25 protein-coding genes and 1 tRNA gene are annotated in these 24911 nt (G+C 69.4%); 20 read left to right on the forward strand and 6 right to left on the reverse strand.

Annotated elements, in window-relative coordinates; translation table 11 throughout:
• The first annotated feature begins 32 nt into the window (after positions 1-32).
• Positions 33-1379: an ATP-dependent RecD-like DNA helicase gene (locus KYX17_RS07605; protein ID WP_243226373.1), complete on the forward strand. Its 1347-nt coding sequence runs from the start codon at positions 33-35 to the stop codon at positions 1377-1379.
• Positions 1380-1849: 470 nt separating this feature from the next.
• Here the strand turns inward: KYX17_RS07605 and KYX17_RS07610 are convergent, their stop codons facing one another.
• Together KYX17_RS07610 and KYX17_RS07615 are read right to left on the reverse strand one after the other, a co-directional pair.
• Positions 1850-2503 carry a heme oxygenase (biliverdin-producing) gene (locus KYX17_RS07610; RefSeq protein ID WP_243226374.1) on the reverse strand — a complete coding sequence of 218 codons (654 nt, stop codon included), beginning with the start codon at positions 2501-2503 and terminating at the stop codon, positions 1850-1852.
• A gap of 64 nt (positions 2504-2567) precedes the next feature.
• Positions 2568-2876: a DUF2470 domain-containing protein gene (locus KYX17_RS07615; RefSeq protein ID WP_243226375.1), complete on the reverse strand. Its 309-nt coding sequence runs from the start codon at positions 2874-2876 to the stop codon at positions 2568-2570.
• Between the two features lie 76 nt (positions 2877-2952).
• Between KYX17_RS07615 and KYX17_RS07620 the strand changes: the two genes are divergently transcribed.
• Together KYX17_RS07620 and KYX17_RS07625 are read left to right on the forward strand one after the other, a co-directional pair.
• Complete coding sequence (locus KYX17_RS07620; RefSeq protein ID WP_243226376.1) at positions 2953-4203, forward strand: serine hydrolase; 1251 nt, start codon at positions 2953-2955, stop codon at positions 4201-4203.
• Positions 4200-5072, forward strand: a complete 873-nt coding sequence (locus KYX17_RS07625) for a DMT family transporter (RefSeq protein ID WP_243226377.1) — start codon at positions 4200-4202, stop codon at positions 5070-5072. The genes KYX17_RS07620 and KYX17_RS07625 overlap by 4 nt, the downstream gene beginning before the upstream one ends.
• A 4-nt stretch (positions 5073-5076) precedes the next feature.
• Here KYX17_RS07625 and KYX17_RS07630 read toward each other — a convergent pair whose 3' ends face one another.
• Positions 5077-6030 (reverse strand): nucleoside hydrolase, encoded by a 954-nt coding sequence (locus KYX17_RS07630; protein ID WP_243226379.1) that lies wholly within the window; start codon positions 6028-6030, stop codon positions 5077-5079.
• 110 nt (positions 6031-6140) lie between these two features.
• On the opposite strand from KYX17_RS07630, the gene KYX17_RS07635 reads away from it, so the two are divergent.
• The 5 genes from KYX17_RS07635 to KYX17_RS07655 all read left to right on the forward strand — a co-directional run bounded on the left by KYX17_RS07635 (position 6141) and on the right by KYX17_RS07655 (position 10369).
• Positions 6141-6965 carry a ribokinase gene (locus tag KYX17_RS07635; RefSeq protein ID WP_243226380.1) on the forward strand — a complete coding sequence of 275 codons (825 nt, stop codon included), beginning with the start codon at positions 6141-6143 and terminating at the stop codon, positions 6963-6965.
• Between the two features lie 169 nt (positions 6966-7134).
• Entirely contained in the window at positions 7135-7971 is an 837-nt protein-coding gene (locus tag KYX17_RS07640; protein ID WP_234074004.1) for an alpha/beta fold hydrolase, read from the forward strand.
• A 108-nt stretch (positions 7972-8079) separates the two neighbouring features.
• Entirely contained in the window at positions 8080-9120 is a 1041-nt protein-coding gene (locus KYX17_RS07645) for an aldo/keto reductase (RefSeq protein ID WP_243226382.1), read from the forward strand.
• Positions 9121-9191: 71 nt separating this feature from the next.
• Complete coding sequence (locus KYX17_RS07650; RefSeq protein WP_243226383.1) at positions 9192-9479, forward strand: hypothetical protein; 288 nt, start codon at positions 9192-9194, stop codon at positions 9477-9479.
• On the forward strand, positions 9476-10369 hold the full coding sequence (locus KYX17_RS07655) for an ROK family protein (protein WP_243226385.1): 894 nt from the start codon (positions 9476-9478) through the stop codon (positions 10367-10369). The genes KYX17_RS07650 and KYX17_RS07655 overlap by 4 nt, the downstream gene beginning before the upstream one ends.
• 19 nt (positions 10370-10388) lie before the next feature.
• Here the strand turns inward: KYX17_RS07655 and KYX17_RS07660 are convergent, their stop codons facing one another.
• Positions 10389-11315, reverse strand: a complete 927-nt coding sequence (locus tag KYX17_RS07660) for a DUF368 domain-containing protein (RefSeq protein WP_243226386.1) — start codon at positions 11313-11315, stop codon at positions 10389-10391.
• An 85-nt stretch (positions 11316-11400) separates the two neighbouring features.
• Here KYX17_RS07660 and KYX17_RS07665 point away from each other — a divergent pair, with 85 nt between their 5' ends.
• Positions 11401-11757, forward strand: a complete 357-nt coding sequence (locus KYX17_RS07665; protein ID WP_243226387.1) for a hypothetical protein — start codon at positions 11401-11403, stop codon at positions 11755-11757.
• A gap of 285 nt (positions 11758-12042) precedes the next feature.
• Here the strand turns inward: KYX17_RS07665 and KYX17_RS07670 are convergent.
• Positions 12043-12116 (reverse strand) — tRNA-Gly (locus KYX17_RS07670).
• A gap of 50 nt (positions 12117-12166) precedes the next feature.
• On the opposite strand from KYX17_RS07670, the gene dcd reads away from it, so the two are divergent.
• The 5 genes from dcd to KYX17_RS07695 all read left to right on the forward strand — a co-directional run bounded on the left by dcd (position 12167) and on the right by KYX17_RS07695 (position 17190).
• Positions 12167-12772: a dCTP deaminase gene (gene dcd / locus KYX17_RS07675; protein ID WP_137418612.1), complete on the forward strand. Its 606-nt coding sequence runs from the start codon at positions 12167-12169 to the stop codon at positions 12770-12772.
• A gap of 360 nt (positions 12773-13132) precedes the next feature.
• Positions 13133-14314 carry an ATP-binding protein gene (locus KYX17_RS07680; protein ID WP_243226388.1) on the forward strand — a complete coding sequence of 394 codons (1182 nt, stop codon included), beginning with the start codon at positions 13133-13135 and terminating at the stop codon, positions 14312-14314.
• Positions 14315-14387: 73 nt separating this feature from the next.
• A complete protein-coding gene (locus KYX17_RS07685; RefSeq protein WP_243226389.1) occupies positions 14388-16061 on the forward strand; it encodes a BCCT family transporter in 1674 nt (557 codons plus the stop codon).
• Positions 16058-16516: a GNAT family N-acetyltransferase gene (locus KYX17_RS07690; RefSeq protein ID WP_243226390.1), complete on the forward strand. Its 459-nt coding sequence runs from the start codon at positions 16058-16060 to the stop codon at positions 16514-16516. Before KYX17_RS07685 ends, KYX17_RS07690 begins: the two co-directional genes overlap by 4 nt.
• 38 nt (positions 16517-16554) lie before the next feature.
• On the forward strand, positions 16555-17190 hold the full coding sequence (locus tag KYX17_RS07695; RefSeq protein ID WP_243226391.1) for an NADPH-dependent F420 reductase: 636 nt from the start codon (positions 16555-16557) through the stop codon (positions 17188-17190).
• A gap of 208 nt (positions 17191-17398) precedes the next feature.
• On the opposite strand, the gene KYX17_RS07700 is transcribed toward KYX17_RS07695, so the two are convergent.
• Positions 17399-18760 (reverse strand): MFS transporter, encoded by a 1362-nt coding sequence (locus tag KYX17_RS07700; RefSeq protein WP_243226392.1) that lies wholly within the window; start codon positions 18758-18760, stop codon positions 17399-17401.
• 261 nt (positions 18761-19021) lie between these two features.
• On the opposite strand from KYX17_RS07700, the gene dnaK reads away from it, so the two are divergent.
• From dnaK to KYX17_RS07730, 6 genes are all read left to right on the forward strand, one after another.
• On the forward strand, positions 19022-20893 hold the full coding sequence (gene dnaK, locus KYX17_RS07705; RefSeq protein WP_243226393.1) for a molecular chaperone DnaK: 1872 nt from the start codon (positions 19022-19024) through the stop codon (positions 20891-20893).
• An 11-nt stretch (positions 20894-20904) separates the two neighbouring features.
• Complete coding sequence (locus tag KYX17_RS07710; RefSeq protein ID WP_243226394.1) at positions 20905-21477, forward strand: nucleotide exchange factor GrpE; 573 nt, start codon at positions 20905-20907, stop codon at positions 21475-21477.
• 9 nt (positions 21478-21486) lie between these two features.
• Positions 21487-22479, forward strand: a complete 993-nt coding sequence (locus tag KYX17_RS07715) for a DnaJ C-terminal domain-containing protein (protein ID WP_137418620.1) — start codon at positions 21487-21489, stop codon at positions 22477-22479.
• Positions 22480-22558: 79 nt separating this feature from the next.
• Positions 22559-23002, forward strand: a complete 444-nt coding sequence (locus KYX17_RS07720; protein WP_243226395.1) for a heat shock protein transcriptional repressor HspR — start codon at positions 22559-22561, stop codon at positions 23000-23002.
• Positions 23003-23078: 76 nt separating this feature from the next.
• A complete protein-coding gene (locus tag KYX17_RS07725; protein ID WP_137418626.1) occupies positions 23079-23738 on the forward strand; it encodes a GntR family transcriptional regulator in 660 nt (219 codons plus the stop codon).
• Between the two features lie 147 nt (positions 23739-23885).
• Complete coding sequence (locus tag KYX17_RS07730; protein ID WP_243226396.1) at positions 23886-24878, forward strand: phosphoglycerate dehydrogenase; 993 nt, start codon at positions 23886-23888, stop codon at positions 24876-24878.
• Positions 24879-24911 lie beyond the last annotated feature (33 nt).

Raw genomic sequence — 24911 nt, forward strand, 5'->3', positions numbered from 1 at the left:
TCATCCGGCCGCGTGGCGCCTAGCATGGATCGGTGAGCACCCCCGCCCTCTCCGCCGAGCAGCAGGCGCTGTTCCGGCTCATCGAGGACACTCGGGAGCACGTGTTCGTGACGGGTCGTGCGGGCACCGGCAAGTCGACGCTGCTGCAGCATCTGGCGTGGAACACGTCGAAGCAGATCGCCGTCTGTGCCCCGACCGGCGTCGCCGCCCTCAACGTCGAGGGGCAGACCATCCACTCGTTGTTCCGGCTGCCGATCGGTCTCATCGCGAACAGCGAGCTCGACCAGTCGGATGCGACGCGCAAGCTGCTCAACGCGATCGACACGCTCGTGATCGACGAGATCTCGATGGTCAACGCGGACCTCATGGACGCCATCGACCGTGCGCTGCGCCAGGCGCGGGGCCGGCGGGCGGAGCCCTTCGGCGGCGTGCAGATGGTCATGTTCGGTGATCCGTACCAGCTGGCGCCCGTGCCGCCCCGGGGCGACGAGCTGCGCTACGTGCGCGATCACTACCACTCGTTCTGGTTCTTCGACGCGCACGTGTGGGCGGGGGAGTCCAGCGGTGACGGGCTCATGGACATGGGGCGTTACGGCGCCGATCTCCACGTCGCCGAGCTGCGCGAGATCCATCGGCAGTCGGATCCGGGGTTCAAGGCGCTGCTGAATGCCGTGCGCTACGGGCAGGTCACCGCGGACATGGCGAAGATCCTCAACGACACGGGCGCCCGCACGCCGCCGGAGTTCTCCGCCGACGAGCCCATCATCACGCTCGCGACCCGCAACGACCGCGTCAACGCGATCAACCGCCGCCACCTGGACGCCCTTGCCGGCCGCGTGCAGACCGCGCACGCCGAGGTCAGCGGCGACTTCGGACGCGGAGAGGCCGCCTTTCCCGCGGAGCAGGAACTGCAGCTCAAGGTCGGCGCGCAGGTGATGTTCCTGCGTAACGACACGCAGTCCTACGGGGACGGACCGCGGTGGGTGAACGGGACGATCGGCACGGTGGTCAAGATCGCCGGGAGCATCGTCCGCGTGGAGATCGACGGCCGCGACTACGACGTCGAGCCCGCGGTCTGGGAGCGTTTCCGTTATGCGTACGACGCCGCATCCCGCTCGCTCAGCCGGGAGGTCGTGGCCGAGTTCACGCAGTTCCCGCTGCGGTTGGCGTGGGCGGTCACGATCCACAAGTCACAGGGAAAGACGTACGACCGCGCCATCGTCGACCTCGGTGCGGGGGCCTTCGCTCCCGGACAGACCTACGTCGCGCTGTCTCGACTGACCTCGCTCGACGGCCTGTACCTGTCGCGGCCGCTCCGGCCCTCCGACATCCGCGTCGATCCCGATGTGCAGCGGTTCATGTCCCGCGCCCGCGCCTGACGCATCCTTCCGGTTCCACGTTCGGGTTCTCCGCCTCGGGGCCGGTTCTCCGTGCCCGAGTTGCGTCGCATATGCGCAGATGCGCCAGTTCTCCGCGAATGCGGCAGTGACTGACTGTGGCAGTTGCGTAAAAGTGTGGCCTTCGAGAGGGGGCGGATGCGGCGATCGGGGCGCCGGGCTCGGGCCGTAGGTGGGGCTGGGCCGGGTCCAGATGGGGGGCGGGAGACCGGGGCCGGGTCGGGGCGGGCGACCGGGGTCGGGCGGTCGGGGCGGGCTGGCAAAGGGCGACAGTTCTGCGCAGATGCGCCAGTCAATGACTGTGGCGGATGCGGAAAGGTGTGGCAATTGCGCATATGCGACGCAACTCGGGCACAGCAAGGGCACCCGACCGACGTACCGGGCGCACCGGAAGGCGGGCACCGGGTGACGCGAGCCACCCTGAGGACAGCCCCGCGGAGGGGGCTGCGGGATCAGGCGGCGGCTTCGGCCTTCGCTCGGGCCAGATCCTCGAACAGCTCGGTGTTGAACCGGTAGGCCAGCAGCACCTCGTCGATCACGCGCTCCTTCTCGGCCTCGTCCCAGGGGGCGGCGTCGAGCTGCACGCGGTAGTGCTCCTTGAACTCCTTCGGATCGGCGATGTCCGCGAAGATGTAGAACCCGATGCCGTTGGTGTCGAACCCGAACCGGCGCTGCATGAGCTTGCCGATGAACAGCCCGCCCGACAGGTCGCCGAGGTAGCGGGTGTAGTGGTGGGCGACGAATCCTCCCGGCCACGTCGCCCCCACCTGGTTGATGCGATCGACGTAGCGGCGCGTGGTCGGCAGCGGCTCGATGCGCTCGCGCCAATCGGGACCGACGAGGAACTCGAGATCGGCGGCGAGAGCGGGAAGGCGGGTGAGGCGCTCGCTGATGAACACCGCCGCCACCGGGTCGCGCCGCATCCGCTCGGCCGCGGACTCCAGCGCCTCGTAGATGAACCAGTGCTGCGCGACGAGCGCGACATAGTCATCGCGCGTGCCCTCGCCCTTGATGAGGTCGGACATGAATCCGGCGCCCTCGCTGCCCGAGTGGGCACCGCTGGAACGCTCGCGGAGGGCTGCGGAGAACGGGATCGGGTCGCTCATGCGGCCCACTATACCTTCAGGTAAGCAGAACCTAAATCGTCAATTCTTCAGATGTCGGATGCGGTCAGTGAGGGCGCGGCTCGATGCCGAGCTCGGCGCACGCGGCGTCATAGAGCGCAACGATCTCCCGTCGTACCTCGCGCCGCTCGGTGATGGGGCCGCCGGGCCATGTCAGTCGCATATCGATGCTCGCACCACCGGCCGCCGTGATGACCCAGTCGCCCCCGTCGCCGTCGAATCCGACCATGCGGGCGCCGACGGGCGCCGGATGCGGGCCGAAGGCGCGCGCGAAGAGCATGTTGTCGTCGGAGTGATCGGAGTTCATGTGCCCGAGAACACCGGCCAGTGTCTCATCGTCGAAAACGTGCGTCATGCAGCACAGCCTAAGAGCCGTGATGGTCTTGTGATGTGGGTGTGTTTGAATGCTGGAGCACGACCGCGGGGGTGAAATGCCGATCAGTTCCGGCTTCAAACGCGCTGCCGCCGCGATCGCCGGCGCAGCCGTCATCGTTCTCGCGCTCGCAGGCTGCACGCAGGCCAAGAGCATCGAGATCGACGTCCCCCCGCAGGTCGAGGGCGCCTTCCCCGCCGACACGCAGACGCAGCTCGAGTCCGCGGTGAACTTCGCGATGGCCGCGACCGGTTCGACCGGCGCGATCGTCGGTGTTTGGGCGCCCTGGAGCGGATCCTGGGTGGCCGGAGTGGGCGACGCCTCGGCCGACGACGTGTTCCGGGTGGGCGAGCTGACCCGCCCGATGATCTGCGACGTGCTCTACGAGATGGTGGATGCGGGCAAGGTCTCGCTCGACGACGAGGTGCGCACGTACGTCCCCAGCGTCGCCGGCCTCAGCGGCGTGACCCTGGGCATGCTGTGCGACGGAACGAGTGGTCTGGGCTCGTACGGCGCTGTGCTGCAGGACGACGCGATCGGGCTGCCCTCACGCGAGTGGAATGCCGCGGAGCTCGCCGCCTACGGCATCACCGGCTTCGATCCGGCCGCGGCCGGCACCGCGTGGCGCGACTCCGACACGGGGTACGTGCTGCTCGGACTCGCGCTCGAGAACGCCGGTTCCGAGAGCGCCTCGAGCCTGCTGGACGAACAGGTCTTCTCCCCGCTGGGCCTGACCCACACGAGCCTGCCCGGCGGCACCGCCGCCACGCCCGGAGAGCCCGCGCTGAAGGGTCTGCTGTCGCAGCCGGGGCCCGACGGCGCCATGAACTGCGCCGAGCCGCGCGACATGACCACGATGTCCTCCAGCTTCGGCTTCACGAACGCGGGAGTGGTCTCCACGATCGCCGACGTCGGCCGCTACACGCAGGCGCTCGCCGCGGGATCGTTCGGCGGCGAGGATCGCTTCGCGTCCCCGATGCTCGTCTCGCCCGACCAGCCGTCGTGGCTCACCGCCACGGGCGGCGCCTTCCAGGCCGGTTCGCTCATCGGACAGTTCGGCTCAGTTCCCGGGTACATCACGGCATCCTTCGCCGACCCGACCACGGGTATGACCGTCTCGGTCGTGCTCAACAACTCGGCCGCGACCGACTGGGTGGGCGCGTACCTGGCGTGGGAGCTCGCCTCCATCGCCTCCAAAGCGCCGGCGGCCAGCGGCCAGAGCACCCCGGATGCGGGTCTGCCCTGGACCGCGCAGCAGTACCACGACGCGATCGCCGCTGCGGCCGTGTGCCCGCTGCCCGCTTCGTGACCGCTCGCTCCGGATCCACCTCCGCCGTCGCCCTCGTCCTGGTCGGCCTCGCCTGCCAGGAGGTCGGCGCCTCGCTCGCCGTTCTGCTGTTCGACGAGGTCGGGCCCCTCGGCATGGTCATGCTGCGGCTCGTCTTCGCGGCGATCGTGCTGCTGCTCATCGCTCGGCCGAGCCTGCGGGGACACTCGCGGGCGGCGTGGTGGGCGGTCGTGCGATTCGGTCTCGTGCTGGCGCTGATGAACGGTCTGTTCTACCTCGCTCTCGAGCGCCTGCCGCTCGGCGTCACCGTGACGATCGAGGTGCTGGGGCCGTTGACGTTGTCGATCATCGCCGCGCGCCGGGCCTCCGCGTGGCTCTGGGCAGGGCTCGCGTTCCTCGGCGTCGTCGCGCTCGGCGGCGGCGGATGGGACCGTCTCGATCCGCTGGGCGTGGCCTTCGCCCTGGGGGCCGCAGCGAGCTGGGCGCTCTACATCCTCGCCTCGGCGCGGGTCGGACGCGAGTTCGTGCGGCTCGACGGCCTCGCGTTGGCCATGGCCGTGGGCGCGGTGCTGTCGCTTCCCTTCGGCATCGCGGATGCGGGCGGTGCGCTGCTGCGACCGGACCTACTGGCGCTCGGGGCCGGGGTCGCCGTGCTCTCGTCGACGATCCCCTACGCGCTCGAGCTGTCCGCATTGCGGCGACTGGCCGCATCCACGTTCGCGATCCTCATGAGCCTCGGACCGGCGACGGCGTCGATCGCCGGCTTTCTCCTTCTCGGGCAGCACCTGAGCATGCTCGAGATCGCGGGCATCGCACTGGTGATCGCCGCCAGCATCGGCGCGGTGCTCATGGCGCCGCGTGCCCGACGCGCCGACGAACCGGTGGCCTGAGTTCTCAGCCCGCGAGGATCGTGTCGATCAGGTGGTCGGCCACACCTGCGTCGACGTCGAGCACGATGCGCGTGCGCACGCCGTCGTGGTCGCGCATCGCCACGCGCTGACCGCGCAGGTCCGCGATCGTCTGACCGCGCCCCGGTCCGTCGGTGACGTCGACCGTCACCGGTACGCGGGGTGCGCGTGACGGGGTGATGCCGCCCACGATCGCGGCGGCGAGCGGGTCGTGCAGCGCGCACGTGCGGTGTCCGTAGGTGTCGCGGTAGAAGTCGAAGTAGTGATCGAGGATGTGTCCGATCGCCGAGACGAACGGACGATCGTCGGCGGCGAGCCGCTCGCGCTGCTGCTCGCTCATGGTGTGCTCCATGGTGGCGTCCAAGGGTACGAGCGTGACATCCCAGTCGGCGGCGAGGAGGGCTGCCGCCGCCTGCGGGTCGTTGTAGACGTTCGCCTCGGCCGCTGCCGTGATGTTGCCGGGCGCGAGGGCCGCGCCGCCCATGGCCGTCACGGCGGCGACGCGCTCGGGCAGGGTCGGGTCCGCCTCCAGGGCGTGCGCGAGGTTCGTCATCGGGCCGATCGTCAGCACGTGCAGGCGCCCGGCGTAGGTGTGCGACAGGTCGATGAGCAGCTCGACGGCCGTGCGGGAATCCGCCGCCCGCGGGCTTCGCGGCAGCTCGACGCCGCCGATGCCGTTCTCGCCGTGCACCCACTGCGCGCCGCCCCCGTAGGGGTGGTCGAGATGATCGTGCGCGCCCTGCGCCACGGGGATGTCGTCGCGACCGGCCAGCGCCAGCAGGTCGAGCGTGTTGCGCGTGGCTTCGGCCGCGGAGATGTTGCCGCTGACGGTGCCGACCCCGACGAGGTCGATCGAGGGGGAGGCCAGCAGGTACGCCAGCGCGACGGCGTCATCGACGCCGGTGTCGCAGTCGAGATAGACGGGGGTGGGCTCGGTCATCGTTCTCCTCGGTGGGTCGGGGCGCGACCCCCTCGTCCGCCTGTTCGGTTATATCTCGTCACGGGCCGAGACGCCGCATCCGGGGCCTCAGCGCATGGTGGAATGGGGGGATGCTCGGTCCTCTCTGCGTCGTCGGAAGCATCAACGTCGATCTGACGGCCACCACGGGGCGGCTGCCCGGCGCGGGCGAGACGGTCCTGGGCGGACGGTTGCGGCGTGACCCGGGCGGCAAGGGCGCCAACCAGGCGGTCGCTGCGGCGCGTCTGGGTGCTCGCGTGCGCATGGTCGGCGCCGTCGGTGACGACACCGACGGACACGCGATGCTGCAGAACCTGCGGGATGCGGGCGTCGATACGAGCGATGTCTGGCTCGGCGACGATCCCACCGGCACCGCGCTGATCATCGTCGACGAGGCCGGCGAGAACCAGATCGTCGTCTGTCCGGGGGCGAACGACACGGTGCGCCTGGACGGGGTGGAGTTCCGGGCGGACGAGGCGGTCCTGGCGCAGCAGGAGATCCCGGTGTCGGCGATCGCGGCGCTGGCCGACGTGCCTGGCTTTCTCTCCGTGAACGCGGCACCCGCGCGCGAGGTGCCGCCGGCGGTGCTCGAGCGTGCGGACCTCGTGATCGTCAACGAGACCGAGTACGAACTGCTGCCCGCGCTGGCCACCGCCCGCCGCGTGGCGGTCACCTATGGCTCTGCCGGCGCGGCGCTGCGAGAGGGCGGTCGCGAGGTCGCGCGGGTGGGCGCCCCGAAGGTCGACGCGATCAACTCCGTCGGGGCGGGCGACGCGTTCTGCGCCGCGCTGACCCTGGCGCTGCACGCCGGGTGGGATGATGTCGCGGCCCTCACCGCCGCCTGCGCCGTCGGCGCGGATGCGGTCACTCACGAGGGGGCTCAGCCGCCGCTGCGGCGGCTCGACACGTACCGCTGACGCGCTCCGGCCACGCGGTGAACGCGTCGGAGCCGTGGGAATTGTCTGGACAGATGTCGAAGCACGGTGCGTGAGGCACGGAGCTATCGTGAACGCGCCCTCGGCCCCTGCGGCTCGAGAGCGCTCCCCCTCAACGACTGTGCAACACAAGACACCCTGGAGGTTCCCCATGGCCTACGTGACCACCGAAGACGGCGCAGAGATCTACTTCAAGGACTGGGGCAGCACCGACGCCCAGCCCATCGTGTTCCACCACGGCTGGCCCCTCTCGTCGGATGACTGGGACGCCCAGATGCTGTTCTTCCTCAGCAAGGGGTTCCGCGTCATCGCGACCGACCGTCGCGGCCACGGCCGTTCCTCGCAGATCGGCACCGGCCACGACATGGACCACTACGCGAGCGACGTGAACGCGGTCGTCGAGCACCTCGACCTGCACAATGCGATCCACATCGGACACTCGACGGGCGGCGGCCAGGTGGCCCGCTACGTCGCGAAGTACGGCGAGCCCCAGGGCCGCGTCGCCAAGGCCGTCCTCGTGTCGTCCGTGCCGCCGCTCATGGTGCAGACCGACGCCAACCCCGAGGGCACGCCGATCTCGGTGTTCGACGGCTTCCGTGAGGCGCTCGCCGCCAACCGCGCCGAGTTCTTCGAGGCCGTCGCATCCGGCCCCTTCTACGGCTTCAACCGTGAGGGCGTCACCCCCTCGCAGCCCGTGATCGACAACTGGTGGCGTCAGGGCATGACCGGCAGCGCGCTCGCCCACTACCTGGGCATCAAGGCGTTCTCCGAGACCGACCAGACCGAGGACCTGAAGGCCATCACGGTTCCCGTGTTCGTCATCCAGGGCGATGACGACCAGGTCGTCCCGTACAAGGATGCGGCCCTCAAGCAGCACGAGCTGCTGCAGAACTCGACGTTGAAGATCTACGAGGGCTACCCGCACGGCATGCTGACCACGCACGCCGACGTGATCAACCCCGACATCCTGGCCTTCATCCAGGAGTGACCCTCTGAGACCCGGCCCCGGTCCGCAGTCCGCTGCAGACCGGGGCCGGATGTCGGCCCCGTGTGGCAGGCTTGCGAACTGCACCCCTTTCCCTCCCGAAGGATCGTCATGCCCATCGCCGCCGATGACCCCCGCCTCCTTTCTCCGTACATCGCGAAGGCGACCCGCTACGACGACGTGCCGTTCGCCCGGGCCGGGGCCAGCGGGGTGCGTCTTCCCCGCGTCTCGCTGGGGCTGTGGCAGAACTTCGGTCGCGGCCGCTCGATCGAGACGCAGCGCGAGATCCTCCTCCACGCCGTCGACCGCGGAGTCGTGCACATCGACCTCGCCAACAACTACGGCCCGCCCTACGGTGCCGCCGAGACGACGTTCGGCACCGTGCTCGAGAGCGATCTGCGCCGCTACCGCGACGAGCTGTTCCTGACGACGAAGGCCGGCTATGACATGTGGCCGGGGCCCTACGGCGACGGCGGGTCGCGCAAGTACCTCATGCGCTCGCTCGAGCAGAGTCTCACGCGGATGCGCACCGACTACGTGGACGTGTTCTACTCCCACCGCGTCGACCCCGAGACGCCCCTCGAAGAGACGATGCAGGCGCTCGTCGACATCGTGCGCAGCGGCAAGGCGCTGTACGTCGGCATCTCCAACTACCCGGCCGAGCTCACGCGTCGCGCCCACGCGCTGCTCGCCGCCGAAGGTGTGCGGCTGCTCGTGCACCAGCCGCGCTACTCGCTCTTCGACCGCACCCCCGAGGCCGAGCTCTTCCCCGCGCTGCGCGAACTGCAGGTCGGCAGCGCCGTCTTCTCGCCCCTGGCCCAGGGTCTGCTGACCGCCAAGTACCTCGACGGCACGGTCCCGGCCGACTCGCGCGCCGCCGACAGCCACTTCCTCAACAGCAGCGCACTCACCGACGACTACCTGCGCCGCATCCGTGGTATCGACGCCGTCGCGCAGGATGCGGGTCTGTCGATCCCGCAGCTCGCGATCGCGTGGGTGCTGCGCGACGACGTCGTGACGACGGCGATCATCGGCGCCTCGCGTCCGGGTCAGATCGATGACGCCATCGCCGCGAGCAAGGCGGTGCTCTCGCCCGAGGTCGTCGCCGCCCTCGACGAGTTCGCCGCGCCCGTCGGCGGCGCGGTCAACTGACGCGGGTAGCGTTCGACGCGGGTTCACCCGCGGGCACGTCGCCCGCGGCAGGATGGGACGCGGAGGCAGGAATGTCGCGAAACGACCAGAAGAAGCTGGCTCAGCACCGGCGGATCGCCGAACTGCTCGAGACCGAGCCGCTCTACGTGATCACCCGGGCGCTGCAGAACGTGCCGCGTAAGCGCGAGACCACGGAGGGCGGCGCGCGTGCGGCCGTCGAGCGGTGGAATGCTCTCCTTCGCACGCATGACGTCGACGGCCTGCGGCACGCTCTCCTCGGCGACGACGATGAGAGCCGCGCCATGCGCAACAACTCTGTGTTCGGCGGGGTCGTGTCCCGCGAGGAGGACGCGGCGTGAGTCGACTGCTCGTCGGCATCGAGACCGGCGGCACGAAGATCGTCTGCGCGGCGGCGCCGGAGGGCGATCCTCGCCGCATCCTGACCCAAGCCTCGGTCGCGACCGGTGAGCCGGATACGACGCTGACGGCGGTGGGGGACTTCATCCGATCGCTCGACGACGAGATCGCCGGTGTCGGGATCGCGGCCTTCGGCCCGCTCGATCTCGACCGGGCCTCGCCGACGTACGGATCCATCACCTCCACACCGAAGGCGGGGTGGAACGGCGTCGATGTGCTGGGCCGCATCCGCGACGCTGCCGCCGGCGCGCCGGCCCGCATCACGACCGACGTCACGAGTGCCGCCCTCGGTGAGCTGCAGTGGGGTGCGGCTCAGGACGCGAGCGATGTCGCCTACGTCACCGTCGGCACCGGCGTGGGTGCCGGGCTCATCGCCGCGGGTCGTGTGCTGGTGGGTACAGGCTGGCCCGAGATCGCTCACCTGCCCGTCGCCCGCCACCCCGACGACACGTTCGCGGGCATCTGCCGCTTCCACGGCGACTGCCTCGAGGGCGTCGCGTCGGGCCCCGCCATCCGTGCGCGCAACGGCGTCGAGACCCAGCAACTGGATGCGGCCTCCCGCGCCAAGAGCAACGAGATCACCGCGTTCTATCTCGCCCAGCTCGCCGCCACGCTGTACTTCACGCTGGGCATCGAACTGATCGTGTTCGGCGGCGGCGTGCTCAAGACGCCCGGCTTGATCGAGGCGCTGCAGGAGGCCGCAGCCGTCCGCGTGGGCCCCGCCGGGGCGCGGGGCTCGTCGCGGGACCTCGCCATCGCCCGCACCGAGCTCGACGGCGAGGCGGGCCTTTACGGTTCTCTGCTGCTGGCCGAGCAGGCCGCCGCGGGCTGAGCGGCTGGGATGGGCGCCCCTACGCGGAGCGCTGCGCTCGCCGGTCCAGGGTGAGCTGCATCGCCACGACCGCCAGCACCACGGCGGCGCCGGCCACGGCCAACAGCACCGGGCCCAGGACGTCGCCCGTCGGCGCGGTCGCGAGACCTGCCGCATCCTGCCAGGGCCAGAGAGCCCGGAGGGAGCCCAGCATGAGGCCGGTCATGATCGCGAGCATCGCCGCGTGGAAGCGGGCGAGCAGCATTCGCAGGACGTTGACGAACAGGCTGAGGCCGACGATGGCGCCGACGGCGAAGGCGAGGATGTAGGGCACGTTGCGCTCGTTCAAGGCGACGAGCGTCGTCTCGTAGAGGCCGAACACGAGCAGCAGGAAGGCGCCGGACAGGCCGGGGAGCACGAGAGCGCAGACGGCGACGGATGCGGCGAGGGCGACGATCACGAGCGGCGGATCGTCGAGGGTTCCCGAGGGCAGGCCCGTGAGGAGGAAGGCGGCGACGGCTGCGGCGAGGGCGACGACCGCGAGGCGCCAGGTCCAGTCGCGTCCCAGCATCCGGATCGGGATGAGCAGGGATGCAGCGATCATGCCGCCGAACACCGCGCGCGTCTCGATCGGGAATTCCTGCACGAGCGGGGCGAGCAGTCGCGCACCGAGCACGACCGCCAGCACCATCCCGATCAGCACCGGCGCGACGATCCGCCAGCGCACGGCGCGGAAGTGGGATGCGGCGCGCGCCAGGCCCTTGCGCCGGAAGACGTCGGTCAGCGCGAGGGTGCCGCGTACGACGTGGCTGGCGGCTTCGATGAGCGTCGCGTAGACGCCCACGATCAGGGCGACCGTGCCGCCGCTGACCCCAGGAATCACCTCCACCGCGCCGATCAGCGTGCCGCGGATGAGATCCACGGCGGGTCGAAGGGGTGAACGTCGGTCGGCAAGGGCGTCGGCCATACCTCCATACGCTACGTGAGGGGTCTGCGGGGGGCTACTCGGGCAGGATGGAACCACGTCCCGAACGCGACGAAAGGCGGCGGCCGTGGCTGTCGACGAGACCCCGGCCTATCCCGCGGAGCCCTGGTACCTCGGCGGATCTCTCGATGTCTCCGTCTTCCTCGTTCCGGAGCACGAGCTTCCCGCGTTCGCGATGCCGCAGGGCCGTCGCCCGCTGATGGTCGGCCGCCGCGTCGTCGTGGGTGTCGCGTCGGTGCGGTACGTGCCCGGAGGCGTGCTGGCCTACGACGAGTTGCTCGTCGCGCTCCGCCTCTCGAGGCTCCTGCCGACCGCGGTGCAGGACTGGCTGGACGATGCGATCGGCACCGACCGCATCGGCCTCGGCGGCGACCCCGAGGTGCGTGCCCGCTACCTCCGCGAGGTGGATCAGCGGCTGGGGTGAGGTCGGCTGGTGCCCGAGTTGCGTCGCATGTGCGCAACTGCCACACCTTTCCGCATCCGCGACAGTCATTGACTGGTGCACCTGCGCAGAACTGTAGCCATCGGCCCGGCGGGCCCTGACGAGCTGGGCCTTCTGTCGTATGTAGGGGGCGACGGTCCCCAACGCTTCTCCACACGCGGCTGCGCCGCGCGCGGAGCCTCTGGCAGCGTGGGCCCACCCAAGGGTTCGATTCACTCTGCCGTTACATGGAAATAGCGGCCCGGACGAGCCGGGCCTTCAGTCATTTGGAGGGGCTGACGGGAATCGAACCCGCGCTGTCTGCTTGGGAAGCAGAAGTTCTGCCATTGAACTACAGCCCCGGGGGTACGCGGCCAGCATAGCAAAGGGCATTGCTCGCTAGGCTGGGCCCGTGCTGCTCTCGGATCGCGACATCAAGCAGGAACTCGCCGACGGACGCATCGGGCTGGAGCCCTCCGATCCCCAGATGGTGCAGCCCTCCAGCGTGGACGTGCGCCTCGACAGGTACTTCCGCCTGTTCGACAACCACAAGTACCCCTTCATCGACCCGGCGGAGGATCAGCCCGAGCTCACCCGGCTGATCGAAGTGCGCCCCGACGAGCCCTTCATCCTGCATCCGGGCGAGTTCGCGCTCGGCGCCACCTTCGAGCGCGTCACGCTGCCCGACGACGTCGCCGCCCGCCTCGAGGGCAAGTCGTCGCTCGGCCGCCTCGGCCTGCTGACCCACTCCACGGCCGGATTCATCGACCCCGGCTTCACGGGACACGTGACCCTCGAGCTCTCCAACGTCGCGACCCTGCCGATCAAGCTCTGGCCCGGCATGAAGATCGGCCAGCTCTGCTTCTTCCGCCTCAGCTCGCCCGCCGAGAACGCCTACGGCTCCGGCCCCTACGGCAACCGCTACCAGGGCCAGCGCGGGCCCACCGCATCCCGCTCCTCGCGCAACTTCCACGTCACCGACGTGGGCATCACGGATGCGGGAGCCGCCGGCAGCTGACCCGGCTCAGCCTCGCGCGCGGTCGCGGCCGAGCGTCGCCGCCATCCGCGCGGCCTGCCGCAGCGTGAGCTGAGGCAGGTAGCACCGCACGAGCGCTCGGCCTGGCCCACCACGACAGCCGCGAGCACCAGCGTCGTCAGCAGCTCGGGGAGGGATCCCGTGACGAACATCGGGGTGATCGCAGACCCCCAGCGGAAATCGTCGAACGAATCGTTCCACGGGGGGAGCAGCCCGGTGTCGGCGTCCGGGGCCGAGGTGATCACGATCTGCGCGACGCTCGTCACCAACTTCGCGCCACGGCGCGGGTCGGAGCCCTAACCTGGAGCGAGAACGCGACCACGGGGGCCGGGAGGCGACACGATGACGGTGCAGGAAGTGATCTCGGAGTACGACGTGCTGGGAAGCCCTCCCGACGCGCTGCGCTCGGTCGTGGAACTCGCCGCCTTCGTCACCGAGGTCCCGATGGCGACGATCAACATCATCACCGACGACGCGCAACATCAGCTCGCCGCGGTCGGGTTCGACGCGGCCATCTGCCGTCGCGAGGACTCGATGTGCGCCCTGAACCTGCACCTCGGACTGCCCATCGCCGTCGAGGACGCGAGCAAAGACCCGCGGTACCGTTCGAACCCGTTCGTCACGGGCGACCTCGGCGACGTCCGCTTCTACGCCAACCACCCGCTCGTGCTCGCGGGCGAGACCATCGGCACGCTGTGCGTGTTCGACACCGTGCCGCGCGAGATCAACGAGCACCGCACCGCACTGCTGGCCGTGCTCGCCGCGCGGATCGTCGACATCCTCGAGCTCGAGCGCCGCACCCGCTACCTCCACACGGTGCTGCAGCGCGCGGAGGAGCTTCGCGACGAGCTGCGCCGGTCGAACGATCACCTCTCCGCCTTCGCCGGACAGATCAGTCACGACCTCGCCGGCCCCCTCACCTCGGTCACGATGTCGCTGCACCTGCTGCAGGAGCAGTTCGAGGAGCAACTGAAGGTGCCGCCGTCCGTCGAGAACTGGGTCGAGACCGGTATCCGCGGCACGTCCCGGATGCAGGAGATGATCCGTGACATCCTCGCCTTCGCGCGTCTCGGCGGCGTGCTGAACCTCGCTCCGACCGACCTCGGCGCGCTGGCACAAGAGGTGCGTGCCGACCTCGGCGTCGCCGACGACGACCCCCGAATCACGATCGGCGAGCTGCCCGTGGTGTCCGGCGATGCCACCCAGTTGCGTGCGGTGCTGCAGAACCTCGTCTCCAACGCCCTGAAGTTCGGCGGCCCCGATCCTCGGGTCGAGCTGCGCTCGCAGCCCACGCCGGAGGGATGGCGCATCGAGGTGGGCGATCGCGGCCCCGGCATCGACCCCGCCGACGTCGATCGCGTCTTCGACCCCCTCGTCCGCGCGAACACCGAGGTCGAGGGCACCGGAATCGGCCTCTCCACCTGCCGTCGCATCGTGCAGGCTCACGGGGGCTCGATCGGCATCCAGCCGCGCGAAGGCGGCGGCACGACCGCGTGGTTCGAGCTGCCCGCATCCCGCGACTGACGCGGCCTTTACCCCGCGGTGCCACCCGGCACAAGAGGCGAGGGGGTCTTTCGCGCCCGTTGTCTACTGTGAGGTGGTGAGCACCGCACCCGAATCGGCCACTCCGCCCGCATCCGCGCCCACGAGGGGGATCGCGCGATGGGTCTTCTGGCCCGCCGCATCGGTCGTCCTGGTCGCCGCGGCCTTCGCGATCATCTTCCCGGATGCAGCGGAGGTGTTCTTCGGCACCATTCAGACCGGCATCGTGAACACCTTCAACTGGTACTACGTGCTGATCGCAGCGTTCTTCGTGGCGTTCGCGCTGTTCATGGGCTTCAGCCGTTTCGGCGACATCAAGCTCGGCAAGGACACCGACGAGCCCGAGTTCTCGCTCGGCGCGTGGTTCTCGCTGCTGTTCGCGGCGGGGATGGGCATCGGTCTGGTGTTCTACGGGGTCAGCGAGCCGCTCAGCCACTACGTCGATCCCCGTCCCGGTGTCACAGGGACGCCGGAGCAGCTCGCGCAGAGCGCGCTCACCCAGACCTACCTGCACTGGGGCGTGCAGGCCTGGGCGATCTACGTCGTCGTCGGACTCGCCCTCGCCTACGCGATCCACCGGCGCGGGCGGCCCATCTCGATCCGCTGGGCGCTCGAGCCCCTGCTCGGGCGCCGCGTGCGCGGCGGGTGGGGCAACGCCATCGACGCGATCGCGCTGTGCGGCACGATCTTCGGCGTCGCGACCTCGCTCGGACTCGGCGTGCTGCAGATCGGCTCTGGGCTGCAGGCGACCGGCCTGCCCGAACCCGACACCCTCATGAACGTGTTGATCATCGCCGTCATCACCGTGTTCGTGCTTTTCTCGGTGCTCTCGGGCGTGACCAAGGGCATGAAGTGGCTCTCGAGCGCCAACCTCATCCTCGCCGCGGTGCTGCTCGTCTTCATCCTCGTCGTCGGGCAGACCGAGTATCTTCTGCGGGAGTGGGTGCAGTCGATCGGCGCCTACCTGCAGAACTACGTGGGACTCAGCTTCACCGTCAGTGCGTTCCAGGGGTCGGCAGGCGAGGCGTGGCAGGCATCCTGGACCTCGTTCTACTGGGGGTGGTGGATCGCCTGGGCGCCGTTCGTGGGCGTCTTCATCGCGCGTGTCAGCCGCGGCCGCACGGTGCGCCAGTTCGTCATGGGCGTGCTGCTGGTGCCCACCCTCGTCGGCATCCTGTGGTTCGCCGTGCTCGGCGGTTCGGGGCTGTACCAGGAGCTGCACAACCCGGGTTCGATGCTCACCGACGGCGAGGTCGACCTGCAGGGCGCCCTGTTCCGCCTGTTCGAGTTCCTTCCCGGAACGCCCGTGTTGACGATCGGCGCGATCGTGCTGATCACGATCTTCTTCGTCACCTCCGCCGACTCCGGGGCCCTCGTCATGTCGATCCTCGCGACGGGTGGCAACCCGGAGCCCAAGCGGTGGGTTCGCGTGTTCTTCACCCTCGCCACCGCCGTTCTCGCCATCGCGCTGCTGATCGCCGGCGGCCTGACGGCTCTCCAATCCGCCGCCATCCTCATCGCGCTTCCGTTCAGCGTCGTGATGCTGCTCATGTGCTGGGCCACGATCGTCGCCTTCCAGCGCGAGAGACGCGTGTACGACCGCGTTCAGCGCGCGCAGCTGCTCGAGCAGATCGGCGACCACTACGGCCTCGAGGTCGAGCAGGAGAACGAGGGCGGGCTGCGCATGCCCGCGTGGATGCGGCGAGCCCGCACTAACGTAAAGGAGTGACAGAGCTCTCGTACCGCTTCGCCCGTCTCGCGGACGTCCCCGCCGAAACGCTGTACCGGATGATGTGGCTGCGGGTCACGGTCTTCGTGGTCGAGCAGGCCGCCGCGTACCCGGAGCTCGACGGGCGAGACCTCGAGCCGGATGCGGAGCTGTTCTGGGCCGAGGATGAGGGCGAGGTCGTCGCGACCCTGCGCCTGTTGCACGATGCCGGGACGGGGCATGCGCGAATCGGTCGCGTGGCGACGGCCCAAGCCGCCCGGGGTCGGGGCGTCGCCGCCGAGCTCATGACCCGCGCCGTTCTGCGGGCGGGGGAGCGCTGGCCCGGCGCGGCGATCGTGCTCGACGCGCAGGAGCACCTCGCGCCCTGGTACGCGCGCTTCGGTTTCGTCGTCGACGGCGAGCGCTTCCACGAGGACGGCATCCCCCACGTGCCGATGCGGCGAGTCGCCGACTGAGCGGGAATGCGCCGCATCCGTCCGCGTTCTCCTTCACCATGACACGCGTCGGAATCATCGGAGCAGGACACATCGGATCGGCCCTCGCGAAGGGCCTCGTCGACCGGGGATACGAAGTGGCGATCGCCAACTCGCGCGGTCCGGAGACGCTGGCAGACCTCGTCGCCGAGCTCGGCCCGAACGCGCATGCCGCGACGGCAGCGGATGCGGCCGCCTTCGGCGAGTGGGCCGTTGTCACCGTCCCGCTGAAGGCCATCGACCACCTGCCGGTGGCGGAGCTCGCGGGCAAGATCGTCGTCGACACGAACAACTACTACTGGGAGCGGGACGGCCGCATCCAGGTGCTCGAGGACAAGCAGACCACGACCAGCGAGATGCTGCAGGAGCGTCTGCCCGAATCCACCGTGGTCAAGGGCTTCAACCACATCATGGCCGCCCAGATCAACACCGACGGCACCCCCGCCGGAACCGAGAATCGCCGAGCGCTGGCGGCGGCGGCCGACACCGACGAGGGCCTCGCCTTCATCACGGCCCTCTACGACGAGTTCGGCTACGACACGGTCTCGACCGGCCCGCTGGCCGAGAGCTGGCGCGTCGAGCGCGACCAGCCCGCCTACGTCGTCCGCCAGAACGCCGACGAGCTGCGCGCCAACCTGGCCCGCGCCACGCGCTGACCCGCATCCCGCATCGGGCCGCGCCGCGCTGCGCCGCATCCGCTACGCACCGCACCCTCCGCGACCCACACCCGCGAGACTGTCCCCACGCCCTCTCCACGCCCGCTACGCGGACGCGGAGCCTCTGGGCGCGTGGGCCCAGCACGAGATCACTGGATTTACCCGTGATCTCGTGCGAAAGATGCAGTCTCGCGGTCTAGGTAGGGGGTTACGAGGACGAGGACGAGGCGCGGCGGGATGCGGCGCGCACCGGGATGAGCATCGCGAGGCCGATGGCCAGCACCAGCACGATCCCGAGGATGCCCCAGTACTGCTCCCCGCCGATGACCACGAACAGCCCGAACGCGCTGGGCGCCAGGAACACCGCGGCGCGGCCGGTGGTGGCGTAGAGGCCGAAGACCTCGCCCTCGCGACCGGGCGGGATGAGTCGGGCAAGGAACGTGCGGGATGCGGACTGCGCCGGCCCGACGAACAGGCACAGGATCAGACCGAATACCCAGAACATGCTCGCGCCGCCCGCGTGGAAGATGAAGATGCACGAGCCGCTGAGGATGAGTCCGATCAGCGCCACGAGGATCAGCGGCTTCGGGCCGAAGCGGTCGTCGAGAGGGCCCGAGACGATGGTCGCGAGCCCGGCGACCACGTTCGCCGCGATGGCGAAGATGATGACCTCGCCCGGGCTGAAGCCGAAGGTGCCCGCTGCCAGCACGCCGCCGTAGGTGAACACGCCCGTGAGGCCGTCGCGGAACACGGCGCTGGAGAACAGGAAGTAGACCGTGTGGCGGCTCTCGCGCCACAGCTTCGCGATGTTGCGGAACAGCAGCGCGTACGACGCGAAGAAGCCCACCCGCTCGGCCTCGATCGGGCGCAGGAGCGTGTTCTCGGGTACGGCGATCAGCACGGGGATCGCGGACAGACCGAACCAGAGCGCCGCGACGATCATCGACACGCGCACGGCCCAGCCGTTCTCACTCGTCACGCCGAACAGCCCGACCTCAGGGTTGATGAAGCCGAAGTAGACGATGAGCAGCAGCACGATGCCACCCAGGTAGCCCATGCCCCAGCCGAACCCGGACACCTTGCCGACGGTCTTCGGCGTCGAGACCTGGGCGAGCATCGCGTTGTAGTTGACGGATGCGAGCTCGAAGAACACCGTGCCGACCGCGAGCAGCACCAGGCCCAGCCACAGATACGCCGGGTCGGGCGCCACCAGCGACATGAGGGCGAGCATCAGCACGACCACGGCCGTGTTGATGGCGAGCCAGCGCTTGCGGTGCGCCGACACATCCGAGCGCTGCCCGGTGACCGGGGCCGTGAGCAGCACGATGATGCCGGCCGCGGCGAGGGCGAACGACATGGCCGCCGATGTCTCGGCCGTGCTCCCGAACGAGCTGCTGGTCAGGTACACCGTGAACACGAAGGTGGTCGCCACAGCGTTGAAGGCCGCGGATCCCCAGTCCCACAGTCCCCAGGCGATCACGGGCCCGCGGCGGGCGCGTGCGGGGGTGGGGGTACCGGCGGCGAAGGCCGCCTGAGCTTCCGCGGCGGCCGGCGCAGGTTTGTCGGACATATCGGGCACGGTACGACCTCTCGGTGAACAGCCGGTGCCGCGGATGCGCCGGCCCGCGTCGTCGCGGTGCGCTCAGCGTAACCGCTGGCGCCCGCATCCCCGAGGAACAAAGTTGAGCGCATTCATATCAAGTTCACTTGACGCTCAGGATCGATGTGTCTATCCTTGAGTCATCGCGGCTCAACCTGAGTCGGCGAGCAGATTTCACACACATCGGGCCGTCGCATCCGCGAAGGCCCTTGCAAAGGGAGAGGGAAACACATGCCCCGTGCAGTAGGTATCGACCTCGGTACGACGAACTCCGTCGTCAGCGTCCTCGAGGGCGGCGAGCCGAAGGTCATCACGAACGCCGAAGGCTTCCGCACCACACCGTCCGTCGTCGCCTTCACCAAGGACGGCGAGGTCCTCGTGGGTGAGACCGCCAAGCGTCAGGCCGTCACCAACGTCGACCGTACGCTCACCTCGGTCAAGCGCCACATGGGCACCGACTGGAAGACCCAGCCGATCGACGGCAAGCAGTACACGCCGCAGGAGATCTCGGCCCGCATCCTCCAGAAGCTCAAGCGCGATGCCGAGCAGTACCTCGGTGACAGCGTCACGGATGCGGTCATCACCGTCCCGGCGTACTTCAACGACGCCGAGCGTCAGGCCACCAAGGAGGCCGGCGAGATCGCGGGCCTGAACGTCCTGCGCATCATCAACGAGCCCACCGCTGCGGCGCTGGCCTACGGCCTCGACCGCGGCAAGGAGGACGAGCTCATCCTCGTCTTCGACCTCGGTGGCGGAACCTTCGACGTCTCTCTGCTCGAGGTGGGCAAGGACGACGACTTCTCCACCATCCAGGTGCGCGCCACCGCCGGTGACAACCGCCTCGGTGGTGACGACTGGGACCAGCGCGTCGTCGACTACCTGATCAAGCAGTTCAAGGACACCACCGGTGTCGACGTCTCCGGCGACAAGATCGCGCTGCAGCGCCTCAAGGAGGCCGCGGAGCAGGCGAAGAAGGAGCTGTCGAGCTCGACCTCGACCTCGATCAACCTCCCCTACCTGTCGCTGACCGACTCGGGCCCCGTCTCGCTGAGCGAGACGCTCACGCGCGCCAAGTTCGAGGACCTCACCAAGGACCTCCTCGACCGCACGAAGAAGCCCTTCGACGACGTCATCCGTGAGGCCGGCATCAAGGTCGACGACATCGACCACGTCGTGCTGGTCGGCGGTTCGACCCGCATGCCGCAGGTGACCGAGCTCGTCAAGAAGCTCACCGGCGGCAAGGAGCCCAACAAGGGTGTCAACCCGGACGAGGTCGTCGCCGTCGGCGCCGCCCTGCAGGCCGGTGTGCTGAAGGGTGAGCGCAAGGACGTGCTGCTCATCGACGTCACCCCCCTGAGCCTCGGTATCGAGACCAAGGGTGGCATCATGACCAAGCTCATCGAGCGCAACACGGCCATCCCGACCAAGCGCAGCGAGACCTTCACGACCGCCGACGACAACCAGCCGTCGGTCGCCATCCAGGTCTTCCAGGGCGAGCGCGAGTTCACCCGCGACAACAAGCCGCTCGGCACGTTCGAGCTGACCGGAATCGCCCCGGCCCCCCGCGGCATCCCGCAGGTTGAGGTCACCTTCGACATCGACGCGAACGGTATCGTCCACGTCTCGGCGAAGGACAAGGGCACCGGCAAGGAGCAGTCGATGACCATCACGGGCGGCTCGTCGCTGCCCAAGGAGGACATCGAGCGCATGGTGCGCGAGGCCGAGGAGCACGCCGCCGAGGACAAGAAACGGCGCGAGTCGGCTGAGACCCGTAACCAGGCCGAGACCCTCTCGTACTCCGTCGACAAGCTGATCTCCGAGAACGCCGACAAGCTGCCCGCCGAGGTCAAGGACTCCGTGCAGGCCGACGTCGACGCGCTGAAGGCAGCGCTCGCCGGTGAGGACGACGACGCGGTGAAGACCGCGTTCGAGAAGCTCAACCAGAGCCAGAGCCAGCTGGGCGAGGCCCTGTACCAGGCCGCACAGGCCGAGGGTCAGCCCGCCGACCCGTCCGCCACCGACCCGGGCAGCGGCACCACGCCGAACCCCGAGGAGGACGTCATCGACGCCGAGGTCGTCGACGACGAGGACGAGAAGAAGTAAGAGACACAACCATGACGGACAAGAACTTCGAACAGCCGGGCGACGGCGACGAGGTTCGGCCCGGCGAGGAGGGGTCGGAGGCGCACGCCTCCGACCCCGCTTCGCAGGAGCCAGAACTGACGGTCGACGACATCCTGGGTGCCGAGCAGAACGCGGATGCGGCTGCGGAGGACCCCGACCTGCTGGGAGACCTCAAGCGCCTGCAGGCGGAGTACGCCAACTACCGGCGCCGCACCGAGGAGCAGCGGGAGGTGGAGATCGAGCGCGCGAAGGGCTCGGTCGCCAAGAACCTGCTGCCCGTGCTCGACGACCTCGACCGTGCTGCCAAGCACGGCGACCTCGCCGAAGGCACCCCGTTCGCGGCGATCGCCGAGAAGCTGCGCGGCGTGGCCGAGCGCATGGGCCTGGTCACCTACGGTGCAGCGGGCGAGGCGTTCGACCCGCAGCAGCACGAGGCGATCTTCCAGCAGCCGACACCCGGTCAGACCGAGGCGACGATCCTCGAGGTGGTCGAGGTCGGTTACCGACTCGGCTCCGTCGAGCTGCGCCCCGCGAAGGTCGTGGTCGCCGTGCCGGCGGACTAGGAGGAGAACGTGGCCAGTCAAGACTGGTTCGACAAGGACTTCTACGCGGTGCTGGGCGTCGCGAAGGACGTCTCCGACGCCGACCTGAAGAAGACGTACCGCAAGCTCGCCCGCCAATACCACCCGGATTCGAACCCCGGGGATGCGGCGGCCGAGGCGCGCTTCAAGGAGATCAGCGAGGCGTACTCGGTGCTCAGCGACAAGGAGCAGCGCGAGGAGTACGACCAGATGCGCGCCATGGGCTCGGGCGCTCGCTTCACGGCGGGCGGCGCGGGTGCCGGCGGCTTCGAGGACGTGTTCTCGCGATTCGGCCAGGGTCGCGGCGGTAGCCAGTTCGACGCGGGCGGCTTCGAGGACTTCTTCACGATGTTCGACCGCGGCGGCTCGAGCTCGTTCGGGTCGGGCCGCTTCGGTCAGACCTCGGGCGGCTATCGAGGCTTCGGCGGACCCACCAAGGGTGCCGACGTCACCGCGCGGACGACGCTCGACTTCGCGACGGCCGTGGGCGGCGAGACGATCACGCTCCAGGGCGAGGACGGCAAGCCGTTCAAGGTGAAGATCCCCGCCGGTGTCGCCGACGGGCAGAAGATCCGACTGCGCGGTCGCGGGCGTCCCTCGCCCGACGGCGGCGAGGCCGGCGACATCGTCGTGCAGGTCTCGGTGCGGCCGCATCCCGTCTTCACGCGCGACGGACTCAACCTGCGCCTGACGGTGCCGATCACCTTCACCGAGGCCGTGCTCGGCGCGACGATCGAGGTCCCCACCCTGGGTGGCGACCCGGTGCGCCTGCGGGTCGCTCCGGGCACGCCGTCCGGCCGTGTCCTGAGGGTCAAGGGGCGCGGCGTCCACACCCAGAAGGGCACGGGCGATCTGCTCGCCGAGGTGCAGGTGGCGGTTCCCGCCCATCTCGACGACGCAGCCAAGGAGGCGCTCGAGCGCTTCCAGGAGCTCGAACCCAAGGAGAACCCGCGCGCCGAGCTGATGGCCAAGGCGCGCAACTGACGAATGACCCGCGGGTGCGCATCCGAACGCGGATGCGCACCCGCGGTGACGAGATGATCGGGGCAAGGAGGTGAGCGGGATGGACGAGAACGAGATCGACGATGAGGCGCCGGTGTTCGCGATCGCGACGGCCGCGGAACTCGCCGGCATGCACCCGCAGACACTGCGTCAGTACGACCGATTGGGCCTGGTCGTACCGGGACGCACCAAGGGCGGCTCGCGCCGATACTCGGTGCGTCACATCGAACAGCTGCGCGAAGTGTCGCGGCTGTCGGCGGACGGCATGAGCCTTCCCGCCATCGCCCGCATCATCGAGCTCGAGAACCGCGTGCGTGAGCTTCACGGCCGTGTGCGCGACCTCGAGAACGCCATGCGCGCCGAGCTCGATCGCCGGCCTGGAGCGCGCGTGTTCGCTGCCGGCCCTTCGGGTTCCGTCGTCCCGCTGCGCTCGGGCACACGCGTGCGTCGCGCAACCGAGATCGTGGTCTGGAGACCCCGGCGCGAGCTGCCGCCCGCGGACTGATTGGTCCGCGCGGCGATTTGACCCGCGCACAAGCGCGGTGCAACGCTGACTGTTAACCGACGACAGTGAGGTGCTCGTGTCCGATCTCCGCCCCCTTGCGATGGGTGACCAGATAGCCCATCGTCTTCGCGTCGAGATCATCAAGGGGATCATCCCCGCCGACACGCACCTCGCCGAGGACGCGCTGGCGACGCGGTTCGACGTCAGCCGCGGCCCCGTGCGAGACGCCTTGCGACACCTGGAGGCGGAGGGCCTGGTCGAGGACCGCCGTAAGCGCATCTACACGCGCGCGGTCGGCATGACCGACATCGAAGAGCTGTACATGCTGCGCGAGGTGCTCGAGTCCCTCGCCATCCGCCTCGCCATCGCCAATGCCAGTTCGAAGGACTGGGACCGGGTCCAGGCGATCGTCGACGACATGGCCGCCGCCGCCGAGAGCAATGACGGCGAGCGTTTCGCGGATGCGGACATGCAGTTCCACACGAGCTTCTACGTCAACGCGCGCAACCGTCGGCTCATGGAGGCGTGGCGTCCGTATCAGCGCATCTTCGCCATCCTCTTCGAGCTGAGCGACACGAGCGACATCGCCTCGGCAACCGCCGATCATCAGGGCTTTCTCGATGTCATCCGCACCGGAGATGCCGACGCCGCCGTGAAGCGCCTGCACCTGCATCTGACGCTGGCCAAGGGCCACGTGCGCGACGCCCTGCGCAGCCTTCCCGACGCCGCGCACTGACGGCTACGTCGTCGATACCGCGCCGCGGGTATTTGACACGGCCCACTCGCTGTCCTATGTTGACTGTTAACAGAAAACAGATCGTTCAACGGTGACCGGTCGCTCCGCCTGGAGCAGCCCTGACCCGTTTCGAGGAGGGGCTCCCAGATGGCAGGACACGATTCGATCGCACCGGTGGGTGCAGGTCGCACCGTCATCGTCGGACCGGTCCGTTACCCGGCCCTGTGCGCCTCCGGCCGCGCGCTGCTGCTCGAGCACGGCTTCACGCTCGTCGAGAACGAGTCCACCGTGCCGTGGACGGCCGAGGAGCTCCACGCACGCATTGCGGATGCGGATGCGGCGGTCGCGGGCGTCGAGGTCTACGACGCCGCGGCACTCGATCGCGCCGACCGGCTGCAGATCATCTCCCGCCTCGGTGTGGGCCTCGACAACATCGACCTCGAGGCCGCCCGCGCCCGTGACATCCGCGTCGTGAACGTGCCCGGCGGCAACGCCGCAGCGGTCGCCGAACTGGCGATCGGCTTCATGCTCGCCCTGCTGCGCCGCATCCCCGAGCTGGATGCGGCGACGAAGAACGGTCGATGGGATCGCTACGTCGGCCGCGAGCTCGCAGGCAAGAGCATCGGTCTCATCGGCTTCGGCGCCATCGCGCAGACCGTCGCACGCCGCCTCGCCGGCTTCGACGTCGACATCGTGGCGTTCGACCCGTTCGCCGACCGACAGGCGGCCGAGCGTCTCGGCGTGCGTCTCGTCGACCGCGTCGCAGATGTCGTGCGCGACGTCGACATCGTCTCGGTGCACGCGCCGCACACCCCCGAAACGCACCACACCGTCGATGACGAGCTGATCGCCGCGATGCGTCCCGGCACCCTGCTGATCAACACGAGTCGCGGCGGCCTGGTCGACGAGGCCGCGCTCGTGCGCGGACTCGCCTCCGGCCACATCGGCGGGGTAGGACTGGACGTGTTCGAGGTGGAGCCCGTCGCCGCCGACAACCCGCTCTTCTCCTTCCCCAACGTCGTCGTCGCTCCCCACGCCGCCGCCGACAGTGCGGAGGCATACGAGCGCATCGGTCTCGCCACCGCGCAGGCCATCGTCGACGTCTTCGCGGGCCGTGTGCCCGCCGCCCTCGCCTTCTGACCCGAACCCCACGCACCACCCACCTCCTGAAAG

The sequence above is a fragment of the Microbacterium sp. CIAB417 genome, assembly GCF_022788845.1.